This window comes from Mycobacterium sp. NGS33 (assembly GCF_059812885.1).
Genome location: NZ_JCALDN010000005.1, coordinates 81,961 through 105,520, shown reverse-complemented (window position 1 = coordinate 105,520; position 23,560 = coordinate 81,961). Strand labels below are relative to the sequence as shown.

The following is a 23,560-nucleotide window of genomic DNA, read 5'->3' as shown; positions in this document are numbered from 1 at the left end:
TATATAAACACATATCGAATCAACGCGCCAGTGGTGGAGTTTTTCCCGTGCTCCGGCCTTAGTCAGGCAGGGGAAACGAACGAGACCTATAGTCCTCGTGTCGACCTAGCCCAAGGGGGTGCCATGACCACATCCGGCAAGCGCCGCAGCCGGCGGTGGGTCGTTCGCGCGGGCGCCGCGCTCGGCCTGGTGGCGTTGGGGGCCGCCTTGCCGGCCTGTTCATCGACGCATCCGGCGGCCGCCCCGAGCTCGGGGCCGCCCTTGGCGAGCACGACCGTCATGATCGACGGGAACAAGCACACGATGATCGCCGCCGTGGACTGCACGCGGTCGGCGGCCCAACCGAGCGCGTCTCCCCCGGAATCGGGCGACCTCACCACCCGGATCAGCGTGCACGATGACTCCGCGTCGGTGTCGCTCGCGGTCTCCGACGAGCAACCGCCCACCGTCGATGGGTTCGCCATCTCGCTCAAGCTGGACAACGGCCAATACCAATTGCCTTACCAGGGAACCAAATCACCGAATCAGGTCCAAGCGACCAAGGACGCCAAGAGCTACACCGTGACCGGGACGGGCCAGGCGACTACACCCGGCCAAAGTGGTTTGCGCGACGTCACATTCGGCATCCACGTGACGTGCCCGTAGGCGGGTAGTTGTCTGTCGCGACCGCCTCTGCGATGCTGACAGCTTGGACATCTTCGAGCAGTGGCAGGACGGCGGCACCGAGCTGCGATGGCGCTCGACGACCGCGGCCAACGACGGCGCGGAAGTCGCGGTGTTCACCCGCCGTTACGGCATTCCCGGCGCGCCCGCATTGGTGTTGGTGCACGGGTTTCCGACCAGCAGTATCGACTATTTCGCGTTGGCCGGTGAGCTGAGCGCGGAGTTCGACATCTACCTGCTGGACTTTCCCGGCTACGGGCTCTCCGACAAACCCCCCGAGCCGTACGTGTACTCGCTCTACGACGACGCGCGCCTGCTCGTCCATGCGATCACTGAGGTATGGGGACTCAGTGACTACCGCATGCTGACCCATGACCGCGGCAGCAGCGTCGGCATGATCGCGGTCGGCATGCTGGCCGCCCTCGATCCACGGACCGCACCCGAAGACCTGATCCTGACCAACGCCAACATCTACCTTCCGCTGTCCAATCTCACCGCGTTCCAGACCGCGCTGCTCGACCCCGCGACCGCGCGCGCCACCGCGGCGGCGACGACGCCGGAGATGCTGGCGGCCGGCATGGGCGCAAGCACGTTCATGCCGCGGCGCACACTGGACGACCCGGAGATCGCCGCCCTGGCGAAATGCTTTGCGCACAACGACGGAGTCCGAGTGCTGCCCGACACCATTCAATACCTGCACGAGCGCGCCGCCGACGAAACCGGTTGGCTGGAAGCGCTTTCCACCAGTGACGTGAACACGACGGTGGTGTGGGGCGTCCACGACAACGTGGCACCGTTGCGGGTCCCCAACCATGTCTGGCAGACGTATCTGAGGAACAAGCCGGGCCGCAACCGCTACTGGGTGATCCCGGGCGCCGACCACTACCTGCAGTGCGACGCCCCAGGGCAACTAGCCCAGATCGTGCGCCTCACCGCCGAAGGCGAGGAGATTCCGCTGCAGACGTTGGGAAGCCAGCCCGACGGCGCGGTGTTGGTCGACCAAAGCGCCTCGTAGTCACGCCGAGCGTGAAACTAACGTCACGTTGGGCGCCGAGCGTGAAACTAACGTCACGCTCGGCGAAAGGGGCCGCGAGCCACCGGCCTATCGCGTGACGACGGGCAGGCGCGCCCACCCGCGCACGCTCGCGGTGTGCGCCCGCTGGGCGTTCGCATAGTCGACTTCCCAGTCCGGCCAACGCTTCAGCACTTCCTCGAAGGCCACCCGCGCTTCCAGCCGTGCCAGTGCCGAGCCCAAGCAGAAATGCAGGCCCTGGCCGAAGCTGAGATGGCTTCCGCGGCGGTGGATGTCGTAGCGATCGGCATCCGGGAAGTGGCTTTCGTCGCGGTTGGCCGACGCGTTCAGCAGCAGCATGAACGACCCCTCGGGCACCACGCGCCCATAGTGTTTGGCGTCGCGCGCGACGTAGCGGGCCTGCACCGGTGACGGCGGCTCGTAGCGCAGCGTCTCCTCGATCGCCCCTGGGATCAGCGACGGATCCGCAACCAGTTCGCGGCGTTGATCCGGGTGGTCCGACAACAGCTGGCCCATGAAACCGATGAGACGAGCGGTGGTTTCGTTGCCGGCACCGGCGATCATCGCCGTGTACGACAGCACCTCGGTCCGCGACAGGGGGCGGCGCGTGCCGTCCGGTTCGTCGATCTCGGCCCGCAGCAGTTCGGTCATCAGGTCGTCGGAGGGATGATCGGCGCGCCATTCGATGTACTCGGCAAACAGGGCAATGGAATTCGCGAAGACGTTGGCGTCGACCGCGGCCGGGTCGCCGTCCCTGGACAATTCGATGTTGGCGACGCTGCGGTCTCGGATCTTTTCCTGATCGGCTTCGGGAATGCCCAGCAGGTACCCGATGGTCCGCATCGGCATCATCGCGCCGAGATCCGCGATGAAGTCGAAGCCGCTCCCGCCGACCAGCGGGTCCAGTTCGCGGATACAGAACCCACGCACGAGATCCTCCACCGCCAACATGCGCCGGGGCGTGAAGACGCGGGACAGCAGTTTGCGGTGCAGGTCGTGCAGCGGCGGATCCTCGAACAGCAGAATGCCCGGTGGCACTTCGATGTTCGCGAACAGGATGTCGGCGGTGGTGCCCTTGCCGGAGCGGTAGGTCTCCCAGTTCGGCAGCTCGCGCACCACGTCGTCGTATCGACTCAGCGCGTAGAAGTTGTACTTTTCGTTGTAGTACAACGGCGCTTCTTCGCGCATCCGCTTCCACACCGGGTAGGGATTCGAGTCGATCTCGACATCGAATGGGTCGTAATACAACTCGATGGCGCTGGGGCTGGTCATTGTCGAATGCCTATCTCAGTCGTTGCGGTGCAAGAAGCCATGCAAGAGTGCTTGGACGAGTTCCTCAACGATCACCTCCCGCGGCGGTGGATCGTTGCCAAAGTAGGTCGAACGCAGCGCGGCCATGCCGGCGATCATCGACACCGTCGAGTGGGCAGGCAGGTCGGGGTGATCGGACCGCAACCCCCGCAATTGCATGCCTTCGACGCTGATCTGACCCAGCACCGTGACCGCCCGGCGGATCTCCGCGATGCCGGCGTCGGTCTTTTCCTCGTCGCTGAGGCTCTCGGCGGCCATCAGGGTCAACAGCAAGCCCTGATGGTCGACGAACACGTCGTAGAGCTTCGAGACGAACAACCGAGTCAGCTCCTGCTCGTCGGTCTCCTCGGGAACCACCGACTGCCAGGTCTGGCCGAAGTCGTCGACGAAGCTCACGAAGGGCACGACGAGCGCTTCGCGGAACAGCGCGGCCTTCGAACCGAAGTTGCGGAACAGCAGGTGTTCGGTGACGCCGGCGGCCTGGGCGATTTCACGTGTCGTGGTGCTGCGATAGTCCCGGCCGGCGAAGAGTTCCCGGGCGGCGTCGAGCAGCAGCCGGCGCGGCTCGCCACGGGGACGACGCGCCACCGTGGCCGGCGTCGGCTGCTTAATTGCTCGCTGGGGCACCGATGTCCACTCCTCGAACGACCTTGGGGATAGTATCCACTATCTAGATAGGATAGTATGCACTACCTTAAAGGCGAAACCATCGGAAGGGCGACACCGTGGGCGCTGTCATCATGCTCGGCACGCTGTTCGGCCTGATCCTCCTCATATTCGGCCTGGTGCTCCGCTTCGACCCCGAGGCGCGGCGCGCGCCGAGCGACGAGGGCCGCCGGTGAACGCCGAAATGACGCCGGCGATGGCCGGGGGTGCAGTACTTCTCCTACGCCGCGAGCATCGCGTTCCTGATCATCGGGATCTACCTGAGCTTCCGGCGCCGCCGCATCCATCCGCTGTTACTGCTCGGCATTTCGGCGATCTCGTTCTCCTGGATCGAATCACCCTACGACTGGGCGATGTACGCACAGTTTCCGCCCGCGCTGCCCCGCATGCCGTCCTGGTGGCCCTTGAACGTGACGTGGGGCGGGTTGCCGTTGGCGGTGCCCATCGGTTACGTCTCCTACTTCATCATTCCCGCGGTGACCGGGGCCGCCCTCGGACGATGGCTGAGCGCAAAGTTCAACTGGCGCAGGCCAATCACCCTGCTCGTGGTCGGCCTCCTCGTCGGTTTCTGCTGGGCATTGTTCTTCAACGCCTTCACCGGCGCCCAGCTCGGCAACTTCTATTACGGGTACGTGATTCCCGGCCTCGCGATCTTCGAGGGGACCAAGCACCAGTACCCGCTGTACGACTCGCTGGCCATGGGCATCCAGATGATGCTCTTCACGTATCTGCTCGGGCGCACCGATGCCGAAGGCCGCAACGTCATCGACATGTGGGCGGACAAGAGGTCCAAGAGCCGGGGCCAGTCTGCGGTGCTCTCCATCGTGGCCGTCATCGTCGTCGGACACCTGGTCTACGGTGCGGTCTTTGCGCCGCACCTCATCACGAAGCTGGGTGGCTACGTCACCGCGGGGCCCACGGAGCAGCTGTACCCGGGCGTCCCCAACCAACCCCAATAAGGCAGCGATCACATGGGTTACGAGAGCACCGCCGAGCCGATCAAGATCGGCTACCTGATGGACTTCCTACTGCCGGAAGGCTTTCCGCAAACGTACTTCGAGGACCTGACGCAACCCTTCGACCTGGTCTTCAAGAAGGGCGTCGAGCAGGGTTTGATCGATCGGCCGATCGAGATCATCTACCGCGAAGTCGAAGGCCTGCCCAAGGGGTCGGTCAAGGCGGTCATCGACGCCTACGGCGAGCTGTGCGACGAGGGCTGCCTGGCCGTCTTCGGCCCGAACATCGGCGACAACGTGATCCCGACCCGCGAAGCGATCGACGAGCGGTTCAAAGTTCCCTGCATCAGCGTGACGGGATCGGACGCGGCGCTGAGCGAATGGGTTTTCGCGTATCCGATGGGCTCGCACACCGACGAGCCGATCTTCTGGTCCGACCTGCTGGCCAAGGGTGGTCACACCGAGGTCGGCGTGCTGATCGAGCAATCCCTGGTCGGCGAGGCCTATCTGAAGAACTTCCGGGATGCGTGCCGGCGCAAGGGTATTCGTATCGTGGCCGAGGCGTCGATCGCCCAGACCGCCGGGGACGTCAGCGGCGCCGTGCAGGCACTTCACGACGCCAAAGCGCAGGCGATCGTGCACTGCGGATTCGGCTTCGGGATCGTGTTCGTCAACCCGGCGCTCGAGGCGCTGGGCTGGGATCCGCCCCGGTTCTGCGGTACCGCCTTCCAGAACGCCTGGCTCAACCCGATCATGTGGAAAGCCTTCATGGGCTGGACCGGCGTCGACCAGTACGACGAGGGCAACACGGTCGGGCAGGAATTCCTCGACGAGTACAACGAGGCCTACGGCCGGCGACCGGAATGGTGTGTGCCGGTGGTGAATCGGGACGTCGCGCACACGCTGCTACGGGCGCTCGCCGACGCCCACCCGTTGAGCCCGCGCGGGGTGAAGGAGGCGCTCGAACGCGTCAAGATGATGCCGGCCGCATCCGGCGCCCCGGGAACACGGGTGTCGTTCGGCAACTGGTCTCGCCGCGCCTGGATGGGGGCGGGCTATCTGGTGGCGCGGCGACTCGACGCCGACGGCGTCAACTCGCACCTCGTCGATCGCTTCAGCGAGGAATAGCGCTCAGCCGAGCGCCCCCGGCAGCACCACTTCGCCCACGCGCTTGAGGTACGGCCACGCGATCTCCGGCGGCAGCCCACCGCACAGCGGCGACAGGTTGAGCACCTGGCCCGCCTTCACCCGCGAAATCGCTTCCGGCACCGAGATAATCACATGCGACGCCCCCGTCTCACGCAGCTCGTCGATGGTGTTGACGTGGCTGAATCCCGCCGTCGTCTCGTCCCCCGGATTCCACGCGGCGTAGGTGCGCACGTCGTGCAGCAGGTGTTCGCCGATCTCTTTCCACGCCTGGTCCACGTCCTCGGCGACGAATACGACCGAGGGCGTGTTGCGGTCGGGGAACATCGTCGGGCCGGGAGTATGCCCGTGCTCGCGGCAGGCCTCCTCGTAGGCCTCCTGCATGCCGGGCGCGTTGGCGTTGCCCAGCATGCCCAGGCCGTACCGGCCGGCCCGCCGGGCCGCGGCGACCGTGCCCCCACCCCACATCAGTCCCGGCCCGCCGGGAGTCAGCGGGCGGGGCGTCACACTGATCCGCCGTCCGTCCTCGACGACGGTTTCACCGGCAAGAAGTCGCCGCAACAGCGCGAGTTTCTCGTCGCAGAGGCGACCGCGCTTCTTGATCGGCAGGCCGAAGTGCTCGAACTCCTCGGGCCGGTAGCCCAGGGCCAGGATGTAGGAGGCTCGCCCGTTGCTGATGATGTCGAGCACCGCCATGTCCTCGGCGAGACGCACGATTTCGTAGAACGGCAGGATCAGGATCAGGCTCAGTGCCAGCCGCTGCGTCCGCGCGGCCACCGCCGAGGCCAGCAAGAACGGCGACGGCAGATAACCGTCCTCGGAGCCGTGATGTTCGCACAGGACGGCGGCTAGACCGCCGTGTTCCTCGGCCCACGCGGACATTTCGGGCGCCGCCGCGTACAGATCGGCTGGGGGCGCGGCCCATTCGGGATCGCGCATATCGAAGCGCAGTGTGTACACGGCAAACTCCTAGCTGCCCTAATCTTTGCGACGTACGTTACACGTTCAGTCGAAGGCGTAAAGCGGCAGCGTGGTCGGGAGGTCCAGCGAGCTCAGCAGGCCCGGGGGCGCTTCGACGACGTACGGGATCGCGTTGACGACGCGCATGGCCGTGGACGCCATCGCGGCTCGCCCCGCCCCGTGGCCCGCCGTCTCGCCCAGCGTCATCTCGCAGTAGATGTCGGGGTCTCCTTCGATGTCGACCCGATACGTGGCGTCACAGTCCGAGGTGGGCCAATCGGGTGCGACGTCGCGGGCCATCCGGATGACGTGCTCGATCACGATGGCCTCGCGGCCATTGACCACTCCCGCCGCCCGGGTGCGCACGGCACCGCAGGTGCCGGCCTTGACGGTGCCGAAGGCCACCTCGATGTCCCGGTCCGTGAGTTCCCGGTCGAGCGAACCGCGAATTTCCTCCACCTCGACACCGAGCCCCTCCGCCATCAGATGAATCGGTGCCTTCCAAGCCATTTCGATGAACCCGGGAGTCTTGAGCATCGGCTCGAAGTCCAGCGGCCGGCCAAAGCCCATCCCGTCCATCATCACGTCGGCCACCGGGTAGTGATCGTTGAGCGCCACCTCGCTGGCCGTGATCCGGCGGATGCTCTTGGACTGGGTCGTCATGAGCAGGGCGAGCTGATCGGAGGCGAAGCCGGGGAAGATGCCCGACACGTAGAACGACGCCTGGCCGGCTTTGGCCGCCGCGTCCAGTTCGTCGCGCCAGTTGGGCGCGAAATAGGACGGCGGGTACACCAGGCTGGTCGACGACGTCGACACCACATTGATGCCCGCCGCCAGCAGACGCACGTAGTCGGGCACGGCCGCCCCATCGCGGTCGGGGCCGCTGGCCGCGTAGACCACGCAATCGGGCTGCAGTGCGATCAGCGCGTCGGCATCATTGATGGCCGCGACGCCCAGGGGCTCGCCGCCGGCCAGCTCGCCCGCGTCTTTACCGACCTTGTCGGGTGAATGCACCCACACACCAACAAGTTCCAGGTCCGGCCGTCGTCGGATGGCATCGATCGCGTTCGAGCCGACTCCGCCGGTCGACCACACGACAACACGCATAGGCACTCTCCTCACTGGTCGTTTGCAAAGGCGGCCGCGGCGCGCTCGAGATAGGGCCACGCCACATCCGGTGCGACGCCGCCGCAGAGCGGGTGCAAGGGCAGCAGTTGCCCGGCGCGCACGTAGTCGACCGCCTCGTCGGGGGTGAAGATGCGGTACGGGCTGCCGCCCTTTCGAAGCTCCGCGACGGTGTCGGCGCGGATGATGCTGGCGACCGAGTCGTCGTGCGGCCGGTAGGACGCCGCCGTTTTCGCGTCGTGCAGCAGGTGTGCTCCCAGCTCATCCCAGGCCTCGTCGACGTCCTCGGCCACGAAAACCGCTGTCGGAGCGCCGGGTTGGGGAAACTGGATGATTCCGGGTTCGTGTCCGTGCGCACGGCACTGCTCCTCGTAGTACTCCTTCAGCCCGGGCGACGCGGTCTGCGAGATGAACCCGAGTCCGTGGCGGCCGGCCCGCCGCGCCGCGGCCTTGCTGCCGCCGGCGATCAGCACCATCGGCCCGTTGGGCGAGCCGCACGGTGGGGTGACGCGGACCGTGCGCCCCCGGTACCCAACGGGCTCACCGCGCACCAGCGGCCCAAGGACGTCCAGCATCTCGTCGGCCGCGCGACCGCGCGTGCTCATGTCGATGCCGAAGTGCTCGTATTCCTCACGGCGATGTCCCACGCCGAATGCGTAGGACACCCGTCCGCGACTGATCAGGTCCAGCACGCTGATTTCCTCGGCGAGCCGGACGGGATCCCATAACGGAACCGGCACCGCGGCCAGCAGGATCGCCAACGTGCGCGTCCTGGCCGCTATCGCCGACGCCAGGGTGAGCGGTACCGGCAGATGACCGTCGTCGGCGCCGTGATGCTCGGAGAGCACCGCCAGCACGGCGCCCCGCGTTTCCGCCCACTCGCACATGTCGATGGCCGCGGCGTACAGATCGGTGGCCGGTGCACTCCCACCCGGGGCGCGCATGTCGAACCTCAGCGTGAACATCAGCGCCCGCCGCCCCGAATTGTCGCTCGAAGGCGGGCAAAACGCTGGTGCGCCGTCACAGCTGCACCTTAACCTAAAATTTGTTCGTTAAGATAGTGCCCGCTTTCTTAAATCCTTGACCGCGCGGATTCGCGGCGGTAGTTTCCAAGTCGAACGTCGGGTCACAGCGGCCGCTGCGTCCACGTAAGTGCAACGGCCGCACTGGCTTTCGTCGTGTTGCGCGCCGCGCACGCACCTGAGGAGGAACAAGATGACGGCTCATCGCGTGGTGGTGTGGGCGACGGGTGGCATCGGCTCGATCGCCATCCGCGCGATCCAGCGGCGCCCCAATCTGGATCTGGTCGGCGTGTGGGTGCACTCGGACGACAAGGTCGGCAAGGACGCGGGCGAGCTGGCCGGCGGTGAGCCGATCGGCCTGAAAGCTACCAACGACGCCGACGCGTTGATCGCGCTCAAGCCCGACTGTGTCATCTACGCGGCCAGCGGTCCGGAGCGGGACGCGCTGGCCATCCCGGATTACGTCAAGCTGCTAGAGGCCGGGATCAACGTCGTGACCACCAGCACCACGCGATTGGTCAACCCCCACGCCTACGAGCCCGCGGAGTGGCGCGACCAGCTGGTCGCCGCGGCCAAACAGGGCCAGGTGTCGCTGTACGCCTCCGGCATCGAGCCGGGCTTCGCCGCCGACTATCTGCCGCTGGTGCTGTCCACGCAGTCGTCGTCGATCGACAAGATCCACTCCTTCGAGATCGGCCTGTACGACGACTACGGGGTTCCCGACATCATGAGTGATGCGCTGGGCTTCGGCCGTCCGCTCGACTACCAGCCTTGGATCAGCTACCCGGGCGCCACCGCCGGCGAATGGCAGGGGCAGATCCGGCTGATCGCCGACGCGTTGGGCGTCGAAGTCCAGGAAGTGCGCGAGGGTTTCGACCGCGCCGTCACCACCCGGACGCTGGGGGTTGCGATGGGCACCGTCGAGGCCGGAACCTGCGGCGCGCTGCGGATGCAGGCGATCGGCGTGGTCGACGGCCGGGAAGCCATCGTCATCGAGCACGTCACCCGGCTCGCGCACGACGTCGCCCCCGACTGGCCCACCGGGATCGGCGATCTGTCCTACCGAGTCATGATCTCCGGCGATCCGGACATCGACTGCACGCTGGCCGCGACGCTGAAGGATCCCGCGAAGGCCGGCATCGGCGGGATGACCTCCGGGGCGCGCGCCATGGTCGCCACCGCGATGCGCGTCGTCAACGCCGTCCCGTATGTCATTGCCGCCCAGCCGGGATTGCTGACTTCGGTGGATCTTCCGTTGACGATCCCGCAAAATGCGTTTGTCGGCGGGTAGTGCCCGCCGGTTACTCTGCGGGCGTGACGGTAAATCCCCTCGAGGAACTCACGCTGGAACGGTTGCGGCTGCGCACCAGCATGAAGTGGCGGGCGCATCCCGCCGACGTCCTGCCGCTGTGGGTCGCCGAGATGGACGTCAACCTAGCGCCGACGGTGGCCCAAGCGCTGCGGAAGGCCATCGACGACGGCGACACCGGGTATCCGTGCGGCACCGCGCTGGCCGAAGCGGTCAGCCGATTCGCGGCGCGGCGCTGGCAGTGGCACGACCTCGACGTGAGCCGCACGGCGCTGGTTCCCGATGTCATGCTCGGTGTCGTCGAGGTGTTGCGCCTGCTGACCGATCCCGGCGACGCCGTCGTCGTGAACCCACCGGTCTACGCGCCGTTCTACGCCTTCGTCTCCCACGACGGCCGCCGGGTGGTCGAGGCGCCGCTGCGTGACGGGCGAATTGACCTGGGCGGCTTGGAAAATGCCTTCGTCCGGGCCCGTGCCGGGGCCGCCAAGGACGCAAAGGTCGCCTACCTGTTGTGCAATCCGCACAACCCGACCGGATCGGTGCATACCGCCGACGAACTGCGCGGGGTCGCCGAGCTCGCCCGGCGATTGGGCGTGCGGGTGGTCTCCGACGAAATTCACGCGCCCATCATCCTGCCGGGATCGCGCTTCACCCCCTTCCTCACCGTTCCCGGCGCCGAGAACGCCTTCGCCCTGACCTCGGCATCGAAGGCCTGGAACTTGTCGGGATTGAAAGCCGCGCTGGCGATCGCCGGACCGGAGGCGGCCGCCGACCTGGACCGGATGCCCGAGGAGGTCAGCCACGGGCCCAGCCACCTCGGCGTGCTCGCCCACGCGGAGGCATTTCGCAGCGGCGACGACTGGCTCGACGCGACCCTGCGGGGTCTGGACGAGAACCGGACATTGCTGGGTGAGTTGGTCGCCGAGCACCTTCCCGGAGTGAAATACCAATGGCCGCAAGGCACTTATCTCGCGTGGCTGGATTGCCGCGAACTCGGTTTCGACGAGGAGGCCTCCGATGGCCTTGCCGTGGTCGCCGACCTGTCCGGACCCGCCCGCTGGTTCCTCGATCACGCGCGGGTGGCACCGAGTTCCGGCCACGTGTTCGGAACCGGCGGAACCGGACACGTGCGATTGAACTTCGCCACCTCGCAGACCATTCTCGGCGAGGCCCTGTCGCGCATGGGCCGCGCCCTGACCGGGGCACGTTAGGCAATAGCACCGAGCCACAAGGCCTTTCGGCTATGCGGAGACTTCCTCGGTACCCCGGCCCAAGTTGCGGAACCCTTGGGCGGGTTCCTTCATGCCGAGCGTGAAGGGCAGGCTGTCGATCTCGAACTTCGTCGTCGCACCCAGCCGACGAAGGAAGCTGCGCCGGGGCGCCGCGACGGGAACCTGCAACGATGCGAGGTCGATGTAGTGCGTCGGGGTTTCGCCGATGCCGTCGAAGACGTGCACCAACGGCAGGCACAGGTCACGCATCTGCTCGTCGAGGCAGGCGGCGACGGGATCGGTCATCAGCACGTATTCGGCAACCGGCACCATGTTTTTCAGCATCCGGTGCACCAGGATGACATCGAAGCCGGCCAACTCGGCATGGCGCTTCACCTTCTGATCCGCCACCTCGCCCACGTGCACGACGAACTTGAGCGACAACTTGTCCAGCTGTTCGCAACTCGCACACTGGCAGGCGATGTCGTTCTTCATCTGCTCGCGCCGCTGCAGAAACGCCGCACGCATCCGTGACAGCCGGTCGCACACCACCACTTTGGCGTGGCTGTCCGGTGCCCAGAAGAACGCGGCATCGCCCTCGAGTTTGGCCAGCTTCAAACCCTTGCCCGCGTTGATGACCGACTCCAACAGGCCCGCCACCGTCAGCTGGGCATGGGCAAGGTGCGTCCGGTTCCACTGCATGTAATGCGTGTAGCCGCCGATGTCGGCGATGAGCAGAACCGCGCGCCGAATTGCCATGAATAAACGAGTTTAATAGCCCTTTGGGCCCAGCTCAATGAATCTGCTACTAGACGAACTCGCGTCGGCGAGAGAGGCTAGCAGAGGTGCCGGTTCACCGGAGGAGCTGAATATGCATGTGCTGCGAACCCCGGACTCCCGATTCGAAAACCTGGAGGGCTACCCGTTCGTTGGGCACTACCTCGACGTAACCGCAAGCGACACCCGCCCGCTTCGCATGCATTACCTCGACGAGGGGACGATCGAAGGGCCGCCGATCGTGCTGCTGCACGGCGAGCCCACCTGGAGCTACCTCTACCGCACGATGATCCCGCCCCTGACCGACGCCGGGAACCGTGTGCTGGCGCCGGATCTGATCGGGTTCGGGCGTTCGGACAAGCCCAGCCGGGTCGAGGACTACACCTACCAGCGACACGTCGAATGGGTGACCTCCTGGTTCGAGCACCTCAACCTCAGGGACGTCACCCTGTTCGTGCAGGACTGGGGATCGCTGATCGGGCTGCGCATCGCCGCCGAGCAGTCCGACCGCATCGGGCGGCTGGTGGTGGCCAACGGTTTCCTGCCCACGGCGCAACGGCGCACTCCGCCCGCCTTCTACGCCTGGCGTGCCTTCGCCCGCTACTCCCCCGTGCTGCCCGCGGGCCGCATCGTCAGCGCCGGGACCGTGCGCCGGGTGCCGTCGAAGGTCCGCGCCGGGTATGACGCGCCCTTCCCGGCTAAGTCCTATCAAGCCGGGGCCCGGGCCTTCCCTCAGCTGGTGCCGACCTCGCCCACCGATCCGGCGATTCCGGCCAACAGGAAGGCGTGGGAGGCCCTCGGCCGCTGGGAAAAGCCGTTCCTCGCCATCTTCGGGGCCCGCGATCCCATCCTCGGGCAGGCGGACAGCGCCCTGATCAAGCACATCCCCGGTGCCGCGGGCCAGCCGCACGCCCGCATCAACGCGAGCCACTTCATTCAGGAGGACCGCGGACCCGAGCTGGCCGAACGCATCCAGTCGTGGCAGCAGGCATTGCTCTGAGGGCCCGCCGACCTGACGGGTCCGCGAGATGCCTACCGTCAGTGGGCAAGTGGGCCACGCGATGCAGTTCGCAATGACCCTCAGCGCGTAACCGCGAGCACCGCCTCCGCCAGCTCCGGACGGCAGACGACCAGATCCGGCAGCTTGGGATCCGGTTGGTTGTAGGCCAGGGCGGACCCGTCGATGCGAGAGGTGTGCAACCCGGCGGCTCGCGCCACCGCCACCGGCGCCGCGGAGTCCCACTCGAACTGGCCGCCGGCGTGCACGTACACGTCGGACAAACCTTGGACGATCGAGGCGACTTTGGCTCCCGCGGAGCCCATTTCCACCAGGACTCCGTCCAGCGCGTCCTTCACGCTCAGGGCGATGGCGGGCGGTCGGGTGCGCGATACCACGATGCGCGGCTTCCCTGGGACGGCGGGAGGCGAGGCAACGTCGGGAGTCGCCAGCGTGATGCCCTGTGCCGGTAGCGCCACGGCGCCGGCGACCAACTCACCGGCTTCCCAGAGCGCGACGTGCACGGCCCAGTCGTCGCGACCCAGCTCAGAGAACTCCCGGGTGCCGTCCAGCGGATCGACGATCCAAACGCGGTCCGAGCGCAATCGCACCGGGTCATCGGCGCCCTCTTCGGACAGCACCGCGTCGGCGGGCCTTTCGGCGGTGAGCGCCTCCATCAGGAAATCGTGGGATCGCTTGTCCCCCGCGGCTTTCCGTTCAGCGGCTTCCGCTCGCGCGAACTCGTCTCGAACGCCGAGTAACAACCGACCGGCCTCGGTGGCCAACCGTGCGGCCAGATCATGGTCATTCATCGGCACTCCGCGGAATCCTCAATATCTTGGCAGCGATGACCAACTTTACCCTGTCATGCGCGGAGGCGGGCAGCAGCCCGCCGGAGAAGTTTCACCCGTAATCTAATGAGCGTGAGCGGCAACGCCAACGTGCCATTATCGAGGCGGTTGCGGCACACCTCGCGGGGGCGATTGATCGGGGCCGGGATTGTCGCGGCCGCGGTGCTGGTCGGGGTCCTCGCCGTGGTGGGCGTGCAGCTGAGCCGGGGCCATCAGAGCGCGACGGCGCCCAGCGCCCAGCCGTCGTCATCGGCGCCGGAGAGCTTCGCCATCCCGGGCTGCTATAACCCCTCCGTTCCGCCGGTCGCGCGTCCGAAGAAGCTGAACGTTCTGGGCTGCGCCAGTGTGGCCGTTGCGCTGCAGGACATGTCGTGGACGTCCTGGGGACCGCAGGGCGCCGACGGGACCGGCACGGCGGTGTTCAAGCTCTGCGACCCGAATTGCGCGGCGGGGTCTCAGCTGACCGAGCCGGTCGTCGTGCACGCGTGGAATCCGCAGCCGCCGCGGCGCGAGGCGATCTGCCAGTCCGGCTTGGAGATTTACGCCGATATGATCCTGGCCTTCCCCAAGGGCGTTCCCCCGCCGACGGTGCAGAAGATGAACACCCAGTACAACGGCGAGCCGGCCGTGCACTTCGCCAATTACTCGAGCGGCGACACGCGCGGCACCCAGTTCATCGGCTACACGTTCTGCAATTAGCCGCCGAGCGCCGGTCGCTCAGACCTCGATGACGACCGCGCCGCCCTGGCCGCCGCCGGCGCACATCGCGGCGACACCGATGCCGCCGCCGCGGCGGGCCAGCTCGTAGGCCAAGGTGGTCACCATGCGTGCACCCGAGGCCGCGATGGGGTGGCCGAGGCTGCAGCCGCTACCGGAGAAGTTCACCTTCTCCTCGTCGATGCCGTATTCGCGGCAAGCCGCGATCGGGACGGAAGCGAACGCCTCGTTGATCTCCCACAGGGCGACGTCGGAGGGCGACAGACCGGCCCGCTGCAACACCTTCCCGATGACCTTGACGGCACCCAGGCCGCAGTCGCGGGGCGCTACGCCGGCGGCGGCCCAGGCCCGCACCGTGCCCATCACGTTGAGCTTCTCGGCCTGGGCGTAGTCGCTGTCGACCAGCGCGACCGCGGCCGCGGCGTCGTTGGTGCCGCTGCTGTTTCCGGCGGTGATCGAGAAACCCTCGATCTCGGGGTGCAGCACTTTGAGGCCGGCCAGCTTCTCGATGGTGGTGTCGCGGCGCGGGTGCTCGTCCACGGCGAACTCGGTGACCGAGCCGTCGAACTGGGTGATCTTCAGCGGCAGGATCTCGTCGGCGAACTTGCCGGCGTCCTGGGCGGCGACGGCGCGCTGGTGCGAGCGGGCCGCCCAGGCGTCCATTTCCTCGCGCGTGATGCCGACCGACTGCGCGGTGTTCCAGCCGACGGTGATGGACATGTCCTTGGCCGGCGCGTCGGGCGTCTCCACGTGCGTGGGGGGCATCCAGCGCTCCTCGAACTTCAGCTCGGGACCGGGGATCCGCCAGTTGGTCAGCGGCGTCATCGACAGCGACTGCACACCCCCGGCGATCAGCACGCGCTCCATGCCGGAGCCGATCTGCGCCGCGGCGTTCCCGATGGCGGTAAGGCTGCCCGCGCAGTGCCGGTTGACCGACTGGCCGGGAACGTGCTCCAGGCCCGTCGCGGTCGCCGCGTAACGGGCGAGATCGCCACCGCCATAATGAGATTCGGCGAAGATGATGTCGTCGATGTCCGCGGGATCAACACCCGACCGGCGGACCACCTCGGGCAGCACGGCGGTAATCAGGGTCTCGGGCGGGGTGTTGACCAGCGTCCCCTTGAACGATCGGCCGATCGCGGTCCGGACGGCTCCGACAATGACGGGTGTTCCCATGTTCTCAACCTCGTTGTTGTGGGCGGTCAGACGCCGCGAATCGTTTCAAATACTGTATAGGCAATAGTAATGGTCTAAGTTCGGTGGGTCGGTTCGTGTGACGGCGTTAACACTTAAGCGGTTCGGATAAAAACGGAGGCCAACCCGTTGAAGACCAAAGGTGCGCTGGTCTGGGAACTGAACGAGCCGTGGTCGGTCGAAGAGATCGACATCGGCGATCCCCGCCACGGCGAGGTGACCGTCCAATTGGAGACGGCCGGTCTGTGCCACTCCGACCACCATCTGATGACGGGCGACTTCCCGATCCCGAGCTATCCGGTGCTCGGAGGCCACGAGGGCGCCGGCGTCATCACCGAGATCGGCGAGGGTGTCGAGCACCTGGCCGTCGGTGATCACGTGGTCCTGTCGTTCATCCCGTCCTGTGGGAAATGCACGCCGTGCCAAACGGGGCTGCGCAACCTGTGCGACCTCGGCATGGGCCTGCTGTCGGGTCAATCGGTGTCCGACGGATCGTTTCGCGTCACGGCGCAGGGCCGAAACGTCATCCCGATGTCGCTGCTGGGCACGTTCGCGCCGTATGTGGTGGTGCACCAGACGTCGGTGGTCAAGATCGACGCCGACCGCACGTAAGCGGTGGCCGCTATGGGCACAATGGCTGCATGACAACCAGACCCCTCGCCGGGCGGGACACGACAGAGCAACTCGCCTATCGTGTCGCGGCGATGCTGCTCGGCATCGGCACCCTGCACTTCGTCGCTCCCAAACCGTTCGACTCGATCATTCCGGTCGAGCTGCCGGGCAGCCCGCGGCTCTATACCTACGGTTCTGGCGTGGCCGAGTTGGCGATCGGGGCTCTGCTGGTGCCGCGGAGCACCAGACGCTCGGCCGCGCTGGCCGCCGTGGCGCTGTTCGTCGGGGTGTTCCCCGGCAACGTCAACATGTGCCGGCTGTGGTGGGGCAAGCCGTGGCCCATGCGCCTGGTCGCCCTGGGCCGGCTGCCGTTGCAGATTCCGATGATCACCACCGCGCTCAAGATTCGGCGCAACAGCTGACCGGCCGCGTAAGTTGGGCCGGCCGTGCCCACGAATCCGTTGTGCGACAAGCGGAATGCCCCGCACAAGCGACTAGGAGACCGGCGTGAGCAAAACGGGCATCGCGGCGTTGCTCGCCGTCGCGGCCGCCCTGATGGTCGGCGCCGGGGACGTCGTCCAGCAGCGCTCCGCACAGCAAGTCACCGATAAGCCGGTCGGGACCGTCGCCCTGTTTCGCCGGTTGCTGCGCGACAAGCAGTGGTGGACGGGCAGCCTGGTGGCCGCCGCCGGGTTCGGGTTCCAGGCCGCGGCCCTTGGTCTGGGCTCGGTGGTGCTGGTGCAGGCGCTGTTGGTGACCTCGCTGCTGTTCGCGTTGCTCATCAGCGCGCGGGTGGGACATCGTCAAATCACACGCCGGCAAGGGATTTGGGCGATTTTGCTCGCCGTCGCGGTTGCGGTGGTGGTGACGGTCGGCGACCCCCAGCAGGGCGCCCCGCGAGGGTCGGTCCACACGTGGACGGTCGTGGCGTTGGTCATGGGCCCGGCGCTGGTCCTGTGCGTGATCGGGGCGCGCATGTTTCCTGGTTCGGTCGGTGCACTGTTGTTGGGCCTGATGTCCGGCTCGCTGTGGGGGTTGTTTTCGGTGCTGACCAAAGGCGTGGTCGACCAGCTCGGCCGCGGTATCCCGGCGTTGTTGCGCGCACCCGAGTTGTACGTGTGGGTGGTGCTGGCGATCGCCGCGACCGCCTGGGAGCAGTCGGCATTTCGGGCCGGCCCGCTCACCGCGTCGCTCCCGGCGGTCACCGTGGCCGAGCCCATCGTCGGATCGGTGCTCGGTGTCACCGTGTTGGGTGAGACGCTGCGCACCAACGACATCGGCTGGGTGGCCTTGGGTCTATCGGTCGCGCTGATGGCGGCCGCGACAGTGGCGCTGGCCCACAGCCAGGCCAGCTACGCCCCGTCGTCCGACGAAAAGCCCTCTCACACACCGGAATCGGCATGAGGTCGACGCAGGGGTGAGCCGACCCGGTGCGCGGTGCCGTCGGGGTCGACGTAGGCGAATTCGCGCAGACCGTACGGTGTGTCCTGCGGCGCGATCAGGCGGCCGCCGAGGTCTTGCAGTGCCGCCCACTCGGCGTAGAGAGCATCGGCGTCACTGACGTAGAAGTACACGCTGGCCGCGGTGCGCAAGGGATCGTGCTCGGCCCACTCGGTGAGGTGGATCGACACCGACCCGCGATCGGCGAAGCCGTACCGGTCCGGACCCTCGTATGCGCAGGCGTCGAAGCCGAGCCGGCGGTACCGGTCGAGTGCGACGTCCAGGTCTCGGACGGGGACGATCGGCGATACCGAGGTGAAGTCGACTGCGGGCACACAGCGAACATAACCGTTGGCTCCGCATCTGCGCACAATGGCGGTCGTAAGGCCCTGCACGCGACCGCATATGCGGCAAATCCGCATGGGAGACCGCCTCGCTGTCGTAGGCTCCATGCGCATGAGGAGCCAGCTGACCGCGGCAGCTGCGATTGCCGCCGCCGGAATACTGATCACGGGGTGCGGCGGCGACCACGCGGGCGGCGCCGCTTCGTCGTCGGCGTCCACCACGACGGCGTCGTCGAAGGCTCCCCTCGCGCAATCCGCGCTGCCCGACCTGATGCTCTCGCCGAACGATATCGACACCGTGCTGGGCGTGACCGGGACGACGAGCGACCCACCGCTTACCACGTTGGTGGAAGACCCGGTCAAGCGCCAGGACTACACGTTTCCCGCCGAATGCAGATACAGCACTCACGCCGCGTTGGCGTCGGTCTACGCCGACAGCGGCAGCACCGCGGTGTACGGCTACCACGACCAGGCGCCCGCGCCCGCGGGTGCCGATCAACTGGAAAGCCCTGACGTATACCAATTTGTGGTGCTGTTTGCCTCCCCCGAGCAGGCCGGCGCGTTCTTCACGACGTCGACCCAGCGCTGGCCCGCCTGCGCCAACCGGCAGGACACCGTTCCCGCCGCCGACGGTAAGCCCGAACTGCAGTGGAAGGTGGGTCAGGTGTCCAACGCCAACGGCGTTCTGAGCGCTCCGGTGACCCTCACCTTCACCTCGAACGGCAACAGCGTGACCATGCCCTGCCAGCGGGCGCTGACCGTTCGCAACAACGTCGTCATCGATGTCGACGCGTGCCGCAAGGACATCGGGGACCTCGGTGTCAGTATCGCCAATCAGATCGCCGGGAAAGTCGACAAGCAGTAGCCGTCACCGAGACGGCGAAATCCGAATAGCCTTCTGCTGTTTACCTATTGGCGGTCGTTCCGCATGGTCATGTGGGCGTAGGCTCTGGCGGCCGAGACGGTGCTTGCGTCACCACTGAATCCGCTCTCAGCTACCTGGCATCCCACCAACTGGTTTTCGAGGTAGGTTGTCCGCGGGTTCGGTCGTACCGCCTTGAGGAGGGATACGTGGGCACATCGGAAAAGGCGTCCAAGCCGCGCGCCGGACAGCAAGTCATCCACCTCTCGCAGCTGTTGCGCGCGCCCGTGCTGGCACGCTCCGGGGAAACGGTGGGCCGGGTCGAGGACGTGATCGTGCGGCTGCGAGGGGCCGAGGAGTATCCGCTGGTGGCCGGGATCGTGGCCGGGGTCGGCGGCCGGCGCGTGTTCATCGGCGACAAATCCATCGACGCATACTCGGCGGATCGAGTTCTGTTGACCAAGAACAAGGTTGACCTTCGCGGGTTCGAGCGCCGCGAGGGTGAGGTGCTGTTGCGCACCGATGTGTTGGGCCACCGGCTGATCGACGTGGCCACCGTCGAGTTGGTGCGTGCCTACGACATCGAGCTGGAGCGCACCGGCGAGGGCTGGATGGTCACCCGCCTGGACACCCGGCGTCCCCCGCGATTGTTCGGCCTGATCAAGCACTCGGGCGGGCACGCGTCTCGCGATTGGAAGGCGTTCGAGCCGCTGATCGGCCACGCACGTTCCGATGCCGTGCGGCGCCTGTCGGACCGATTCGGCGAGCTCAAGGCCGCCGAGATCGCCGATCTGCTCGAGGAAGCGGACAAGGCCGAGGGCGGCGAGATCCTCGACCGGGTACACAGCGACCCCGAACTGGAGGCCGACGTCTTCGAAGAGCTGGACCCGGAAAAGGCCAGCCGGCTGCTGGACGGCATGCCCGACAACGAGGTCGCCGCGCTGCTGGGCCGCATGCGCGCCGACGACGCGGCCGACGCGATCGCCGATCTGCGCCAGTCACGGCGCCGGCGCGTGCTTGAGCTGATGCCCGCCCCGCAGCGCACCAAGGTCATCACGCTGATGGGATTCAACCCCGAAAGCGCGGGCGGGCTGATGAACGTCGATTCCGTGACGTGTTCGGCCACCGCCACCGCGGGTGAGGCATTGGCGCTGATCGCCGCGTCGCGCAGCATACAACCGGAAGCGCTCATCAAGGTGCACGTGCTCGACGAGGACAAACGGCTCGACGGCGTCGTCTCGGTGATCACCCTCTTGCAGGTCGATCCCGCCGAAACCCTTGCGGCCCTGATGGATTCCGATCCGGTACGGGTCAACGCCGACGCGGACCTGACCGACATCGCGCTGCTGATGGCGGATTTCAATCTCTACTCCATTCCCGTCGTCGACGAGCAGGACCGCCTACTCGGGGTGGTCACCGTCGACGACGTGCTGGAGGCGACCATTCCCGAAGACTGGCGGCGCCGGGAGCCCGCACCGCGCCCCATCCGCGAGATCACCGCCGCCGACGACCGTGACACGCCGCCACAGGGAGGAAGCGCGCAGTGAGCTCCGGCGGGGAGGACACCACGCAGGCTGAGGCGCAGGCAGTTCAGCGTCCCGAGCCGGCGCCGGCCCGGCGCACAGCGGTGCTGGACAGCGCGCATCTGGGTGACATCGAGGGCGCGTTCGGGCGCATCAGCGTCGGGGAAACGGAGCACGCCCGCACTTGGAAGACCCGGCTTTTGACCCTGCTCGCGATCGTCGGACCCGGAATCATCGTCATGGTCGGCGACAACGACGCGGGTGGGGTGGCCACCTACGCGCAAGCCGGCCAGAACTATGGCTATTCACTGCTGTGGGTGTTGCTGCTGCTGATCCCGGTGCTCATCGTCAACCAGGAGATGGTGGTCCGGCTCGGCGCGGTCACCGGGGTCGGGCACGCCCGGTTGATCAACGAACGCTTCGGCCGCGGCTGGGGCTGGTTTTCCGTCGGCGACCTGTTCTTGCTGAACTTTCTGACGATCGTCACCGAATTCATCGGTATCAGCCTGGCCGCCGAATACATCGGCGTCTCCAAATACGTTGTGGTACCGATCTCGGCGGTGGCGTTGGTCGCGATCATGGCCAGCGGCAGCTTCCGTCGATGGGAGCGGGCCATGTTCATTTTCATCGCCGTCACGCTGCTGCAGATCCCGATGCTGCTGATGTCCCATCCGCAGTGGGGGCACGCGGCGAAGTCGTTTGTGGTGCCCGGCATTTCGGGCGGCATCAGCTCGGATGCCGTGCTGTTGATCATCGCCATCGTCGGCACCACCGTGGCGCCGTGGCAGCTGTTCTTTCAGCAGTCCAACGTCGTCGACAAGCGCATCACGCCCCGGTTCATGGGGTACGAACGCGCGGACACCGTACTGGGCGCCTTCGTGGTGGTGGTCGGCGCCGCCGCGCTGATGATGACCGGCGAGTGGGCGGCGCGCTCCACCAACACCCTTGGCGGCTTCAGCGATGCCGGCGCGACGGCGCATCTGCTGGGCGGGCACCGCCCGGTGCTCGGCTCGATCTTTGCCATCGTGCTGATGGACGCGTCGATCATCGGGGCCGCCGCGGTGACCCTGGCCACCAGCTACGCCTTCGGCGACGTGTTCGGACTGAAGCACTCGCTGCACCGCGGCTTCGCCGACGCCAAACAGTTCTACCTTTCCTATACCGCGATGGTGGTCCTGGCCGCGGGCATCGTGCTGATTCCGGGCGCTCCGCTCGGGTTGATCACCACCGCCGTCCAGGCCCTCGCGGGATTACTGCTGCCCAGCGCCAGCGTGTTTCTGCTGTTGTTGTGCAATGACCGAGAAGTATTGGGGCCCTGGGTCAATCGCGCCTGGCTCAACTGGCTCGCCGGACTGATCGTCGGCGTTCTGCTGCTGCTGTCCGGAATCTTGATGGCCACCACGTTGTTTCCCGGACTCGACGTCGTCGCGGTAGCGGGCTATCTGACGCTTGGGCTGGTCATCCTCGCGGCGGCCGCGGCACCGGTGCTGCGCTGGCTGGCCCGGCGTCAGCCCGAGCGACCCCGGCCACAACTTCCGGGCCGCGGCGTCGATCGCAACACTTGGCGCATGCCGCCGCTGGCCCTGCTCGAACCGGTCACCTGGTCACCAGGGACCCGGCTCGCGATGATCGCGCTGCGGGCCTATTTGGTTGTCGGGGCGCTGCTTTTGGTGGTCAAAGCGATCCAGCTCGGTCGCTGACGGCTTGCATCCGGCGGGCCACCTCGCCGTAGCGCTCGAAGCGATCCTGGTCGGCGACGGAGTTGTACATCACCAACCGCGTTGCCGTTCCGGCGTACTTCGCGGCCAACGCGTCCGCCAATCCCTCCCAGCTCGATTCGGTGGCGAAGACCGCGATGTGGTCATCGCTGACCTGGGCGGCCATGCCGGCGAAGTCGCCGGCCTTCTGCTTTTCCCGGATCCGGGCGGTCGTGCCCTCGAAACCCGCCTCGTCCCAGATGAATGCGTAGTTGGGCGTGCTTCCGTAAAAGGCCATGCTGGCGCGCACGACTTCACGCTGCCGGTCCCGCTCTTCGTCGGTATCCCCGACGATCGTCATGACGGGCACGATGATCGCGATGTCCGACAGCGAACGACCCGCTTTCTGCGCGCCTTCGCCGACCGTCGGCAGGACGTGACGGGCCAGATAACCCGGTTCGCCGATGGGGTGGACGTGAACCCCGTCGGCCACTTCGCCCGCCATCCGCAGCATCCACGGATTGACCGCTGCGATATCGACTTTGGGGTCTGGAGCGTCGATGGGCCCCGGGCTCCACTGCGGGGTGATGAAGTCGAGATCGTAGAAGTCGCCGTGATGGTCGAGCGTCCCGGAACGAAAGGCCGCGAAACACGCCTTGACGGCCAGGAGGTAGTCGCGCAGCCGGGGCCCGGGCCGCTCAAAGGCCGTGCCGTAGCGCCGGACCACGTGGGTGCGCACCTGCGTTCCGAGGCCCAGCCGGAACCTTCCCCTGGTGGCTTCCTGCAGTTCCCAGGCCGCGGCGGCGGTCACGAACGGGCTGCGCGGAAAGGCGACGGCGACGCCCGTCGACAATTCCAGATCCGGCGCGGCCTGCGACGCGACGGCGGCATTCAGGTATGCGGTGCGGCCCGTCTCGGTGAACAACAAGCCGGAGAACCCGACGGCGTGGGTCCGCCGGGCGAGCTCGCCGATCTGGCCCAGCGGCTGGGGAATCGTCATCGCGTCGACATGCATGGTGGGAGCGTACGTCGCGCGTCCGACCGTGTTGCGGGCTCGTCAGCCTCTTGCCCGACGACCGGCCCAGGGTGTTAGCTCTGTAGTCGTCAGCAACCGTCGTTTTTTCGCTAACAGGAGGCTTCCGAA

The 23,560-nt window shown here is 66.8% G+C and carries 22 protein-coding genes and 2 pseudogenes; 14 read left to right on the top strand and 10 right to left on the bottom strand.

Annotated elements, in window-relative coordinates:
* Nucleotides 1–123: 123 nt before the first annotated feature.
* Nucleotides 124–645: a lipoprotein LpqH gene (locus tag AC5Y5B_RS12415; protein WP_500005461.1), complete on the top strand. Its 522-nt coding sequence runs from the start codon at nucleotides 124–126 to the stop codon at nucleotides 643–645.
* Nucleotides 646–688: 43 nt separating this feature from the next.
* Nucleotides 689–1,678 carry an alpha/beta fold hydrolase gene (locus AC5Y5B_RS12410; RefSeq protein ID WP_500005460.1) on the top strand — a complete coding sequence of 330 codons (990 nt, stop codon included), beginning with the start codon at nucleotides 689–691 and terminating at the stop codon, nucleotides 1,676–1,678.
* Between the two features lie 87 nt (nucleotides 1,679–1,765).
* Here AC5Y5B_RS12410 and AC5Y5B_RS12405 read toward each other — a convergent pair whose 3' ends face one another.
* Nucleotides 1,766–2,968 (bottom strand): cytochrome P450, encoded by a 1,203-nt coding sequence (locus tag AC5Y5B_RS12405; protein WP_112633103.1) that lies wholly within the window; start codon nucleotides 2,966–2,968, stop codon nucleotides 1,766–1,768.
* A 15-nt stretch (nucleotides 2,969–2,983) separates the two neighbouring features.
* Nucleotides 2,984–3,634, bottom strand: a complete 651-nt coding sequence (locus AC5Y5B_RS12400; protein WP_112633104.1) for a TetR/AcrR family transcriptional regulator — start codon at nucleotides 3,632–3,634, stop codon at nucleotides 2,984–2,986.
* 211 nt (nucleotides 3,635–3,845) lie between these two features.
* Here AC5Y5B_RS12400 and AC5Y5B_RS12395 point away from each other — a divergent pair.
* Nucleotides 3,846–4,632 (top strand): annotated as a pseudogene (locus tag AC5Y5B_RS12395) (spirocyclase AveC family protein).
* Between the two features lie 12 nt (nucleotides 4,633–4,644).
* Nucleotides 4,645–5,757: an ABC transporter substrate-binding protein gene (locus AC5Y5B_RS12390; RefSeq protein WP_112633106.1), complete on the top strand. Its 1,113-nt coding sequence runs from the start codon at nucleotides 4,645–4,647 to the stop codon at nucleotides 5,755–5,757.
* Between the two features lie 3 nt (nucleotides 5,758–5,760).
* On the opposite strand, the gene AC5Y5B_RS12385 is transcribed toward AC5Y5B_RS12390, so the two are convergent.
* The 3 genes from AC5Y5B_RS12385 to AC5Y5B_RS12375 are packed head-to-tail and all read right to left on the bottom strand — an operon-like array spanning nucleotide 5,761 to nucleotide 8,825.
* The gene (locus AC5Y5B_RS12385; protein WP_112633107.1) at nucleotides 5,761–6,735 is read right to left on the bottom strand and encodes an LLM class flavin-dependent oxidoreductase; all 975 of its coding nucleotides are present in this window, start codon (nucleotides 6,733–6,735) and stop codon (nucleotides 5,761–5,763) included.
* 45 nt (nucleotides 6,736–6,780) lie between these two features.
* Nucleotides 6,781–7,842: an NAD(P)H-dependent amine dehydrogenase family protein gene (locus AC5Y5B_RS12380; RefSeq protein ID WP_112633108.1), complete on the bottom strand. Its 1,062-nt coding sequence runs from the start codon at nucleotides 7,840–7,842 to the stop codon at nucleotides 6,781–6,783.
* A gap of 11 nt (nucleotides 7,843–7,853) precedes the next feature.
* Nucleotides 7,854–8,825, bottom strand: coding sequence for an LLM class flavin-dependent oxidoreductase (locus tag AC5Y5B_RS12375; RefSeq protein ID WP_112633109.1), 972 nt, complete (start codon nucleotides 8,823–8,825; stop codon nucleotides 7,854–7,856).
* 250 nt (nucleotides 8,826–9,075) lie between these two features.
* Here AC5Y5B_RS12375 and AC5Y5B_RS12370 point away from each other — a divergent pair, with 250 nt between their 5' ends.
* Nucleotides 9,076–10,173: an NAD(P)H-dependent amine dehydrogenase family protein gene (locus tag AC5Y5B_RS12370; protein WP_500005459.1), complete on the top strand. Its 1,098-nt coding sequence runs from the start codon at nucleotides 9,076–9,078 to the stop codon at nucleotides 10,171–10,173.
* Nucleotides 10,174–10,196: 23 nt separating this feature from the next.
* Nucleotides 10,197–11,402 carry a MalY/PatB family protein gene (locus AC5Y5B_RS12365; protein WP_500005458.1) on the top strand — a complete coding sequence of 402 codons (1,206 nt, stop codon included), beginning with the start codon at nucleotides 10,197–10,199 and terminating at the stop codon, nucleotides 11,400–11,402.
* Nucleotides 11,403–11,432: 30 nt separating this feature from the next.
* On the opposite strand, the gene AC5Y5B_RS12360 is transcribed toward AC5Y5B_RS12365, so the two are convergent.
* Nucleotides 11,433–12,161: a DUF2652 domain-containing protein gene (locus AC5Y5B_RS12360; protein WP_112633111.1), complete on the bottom strand. Its 729-nt coding sequence runs from the start codon at nucleotides 12,159–12,161 to the stop codon at nucleotides 11,433–11,435.
* 112 nt (nucleotides 12,162–12,273) lie between these two features.
* Between AC5Y5B_RS12360 and AC5Y5B_RS12355 the strand changes: the two genes are divergently transcribed.
* Nucleotides 12,274–13,179, top strand: coding sequence for a haloalkane dehalogenase (locus tag AC5Y5B_RS12355; protein ID WP_500005457.1), 906 nt, complete (start codon nucleotides 12,274–12,276; stop codon nucleotides 13,177–13,179).
* An 80-nt stretch (nucleotides 13,180–13,259) separates the two neighbouring features.
* Here AC5Y5B_RS12355 and AC5Y5B_RS12350 read toward each other — a convergent pair whose 3' ends face one another.
* Entirely contained in the window at nucleotides 13,260–13,988 is a 729-nt protein-coding gene (locus tag AC5Y5B_RS12350) for a 3'(2'),5'-bisphosphate nucleotidase CysQ (protein ID WP_112633113.1), read from the bottom strand.
* Between the two features lie 105 nt (nucleotides 13,989–14,093).
* On the opposite strand from AC5Y5B_RS12350, the gene AC5Y5B_RS12345 reads away from it, so the two are divergent.
* Entirely contained in the window at nucleotides 14,094–14,726 is a 633-nt protein-coding gene (locus AC5Y5B_RS12345; protein WP_430918899.1) for a hypothetical protein, read from the top strand.
* 18 nt (nucleotides 14,727–14,744) lie between these two features.
* Here the strand turns inward: AC5Y5B_RS12345 and AC5Y5B_RS12340 are convergent, their stop codons facing one another.
* Nucleotides 14,745–15,920: a thiolase family protein gene (locus AC5Y5B_RS12340; RefSeq protein ID WP_500005456.1), complete on the bottom strand. Its 1,176-nt coding sequence runs from the start codon at nucleotides 15,918–15,920 to the stop codon at nucleotides 14,745–14,747.
* A gap of 147 nt (nucleotides 15,921–16,067) precedes the next feature.
* Between AC5Y5B_RS12340 and AC5Y5B_RS12335 the strand changes: the two are divergent.
* The 3 genes and pseudogenes from AC5Y5B_RS12335 to AC5Y5B_RS12325 form a co-directional block, all read left to right on the top strand.
* Nucleotides 16,068–16,535 (top strand): annotated as a pseudogene (locus AC5Y5B_RS12335) (alcohol dehydrogenase catalytic domain-containing protein); the annotation flags it as partial.
* A 44-nt stretch (nucleotides 16,536–16,579) separates the two neighbouring features.
* Nucleotides 16,580–16,972: a DoxX family protein gene (locus AC5Y5B_RS12330; protein WP_112633116.1), complete on the top strand. Its 393-nt coding sequence runs from the start codon at nucleotides 16,580–16,582 to the stop codon at nucleotides 16,970–16,972.
* Between the two features lie 85 nt (nucleotides 16,973–17,057).
* Entirely contained in the window at nucleotides 17,058–17,954 is an 897-nt protein-coding gene (locus tag AC5Y5B_RS12325; RefSeq protein ID WP_500005455.1) for a DMT family transporter, read from the top strand.
* On the opposite strand, the gene AC5Y5B_RS12320 is transcribed toward AC5Y5B_RS12325, so the two are convergent.
* A complete protein-coding gene (locus AC5Y5B_RS12320) occupies nucleotides 17,933–18,325 on the bottom strand; it encodes a bleomycin resistance protein (protein ID WP_500005454.1) in 393 nt (130 codons plus the stop codon). The genes AC5Y5B_RS12325 and AC5Y5B_RS12320 overlap by 22 nt on opposite strands.
* A gap of 121 nt (nucleotides 18,326–18,446) precedes the next feature.
* Here AC5Y5B_RS12320 and AC5Y5B_RS12315 point away from each other — a divergent pair, with 121 nt between their 5' ends.
* From AC5Y5B_RS12315 to AC5Y5B_RS12305, 3 genes are all read left to right on the top strand, one after another.
* Nucleotides 18,447–19,199: a sensor domain-containing protein gene (locus tag AC5Y5B_RS12315; RefSeq protein WP_500005453.1), complete on the top strand. Its 753-nt coding sequence runs from the start codon at nucleotides 18,447–18,449 to the stop codon at nucleotides 19,197–19,199.
* A gap of 206 nt (nucleotides 19,200–19,405) precedes the next feature.
* On the top strand, nucleotides 19,406–20,743 hold the full coding sequence (locus AC5Y5B_RS12310; RefSeq protein WP_500005452.1) for a magnesium transporter MgtE N-terminal domain-containing protein: 1,338 nt from the start codon (nucleotides 19,406–19,408) through the stop codon (nucleotides 20,741–20,743).
* A complete protein-coding gene (locus AC5Y5B_RS12305; RefSeq protein ID WP_500005451.1) occupies nucleotides 20,740–22,419 on the top strand; it encodes an NRAMP family divalent metal transporter in 1,680 nt (559 codons plus the stop codon). The genes AC5Y5B_RS12310 and AC5Y5B_RS12305 overlap by 4 nt, the downstream gene beginning before the upstream one ends.
* Here AC5Y5B_RS12305 and AC5Y5B_RS12300 read toward each other — a convergent pair.
* Nucleotides 22,394–23,431 (bottom strand): TIGR03617 family F420-dependent LLM class oxidoreductase, encoded by a 1,038-nt coding sequence (locus AC5Y5B_RS12300; protein WP_112633120.1) that lies wholly within the window; start codon nucleotides 23,429–23,431, stop codon nucleotides 22,394–22,396. The genes AC5Y5B_RS12305 and AC5Y5B_RS12300 overlap by 26 nt on opposite strands.
* Nucleotides 23,432–23,560 lie beyond the last annotated feature (129 nt).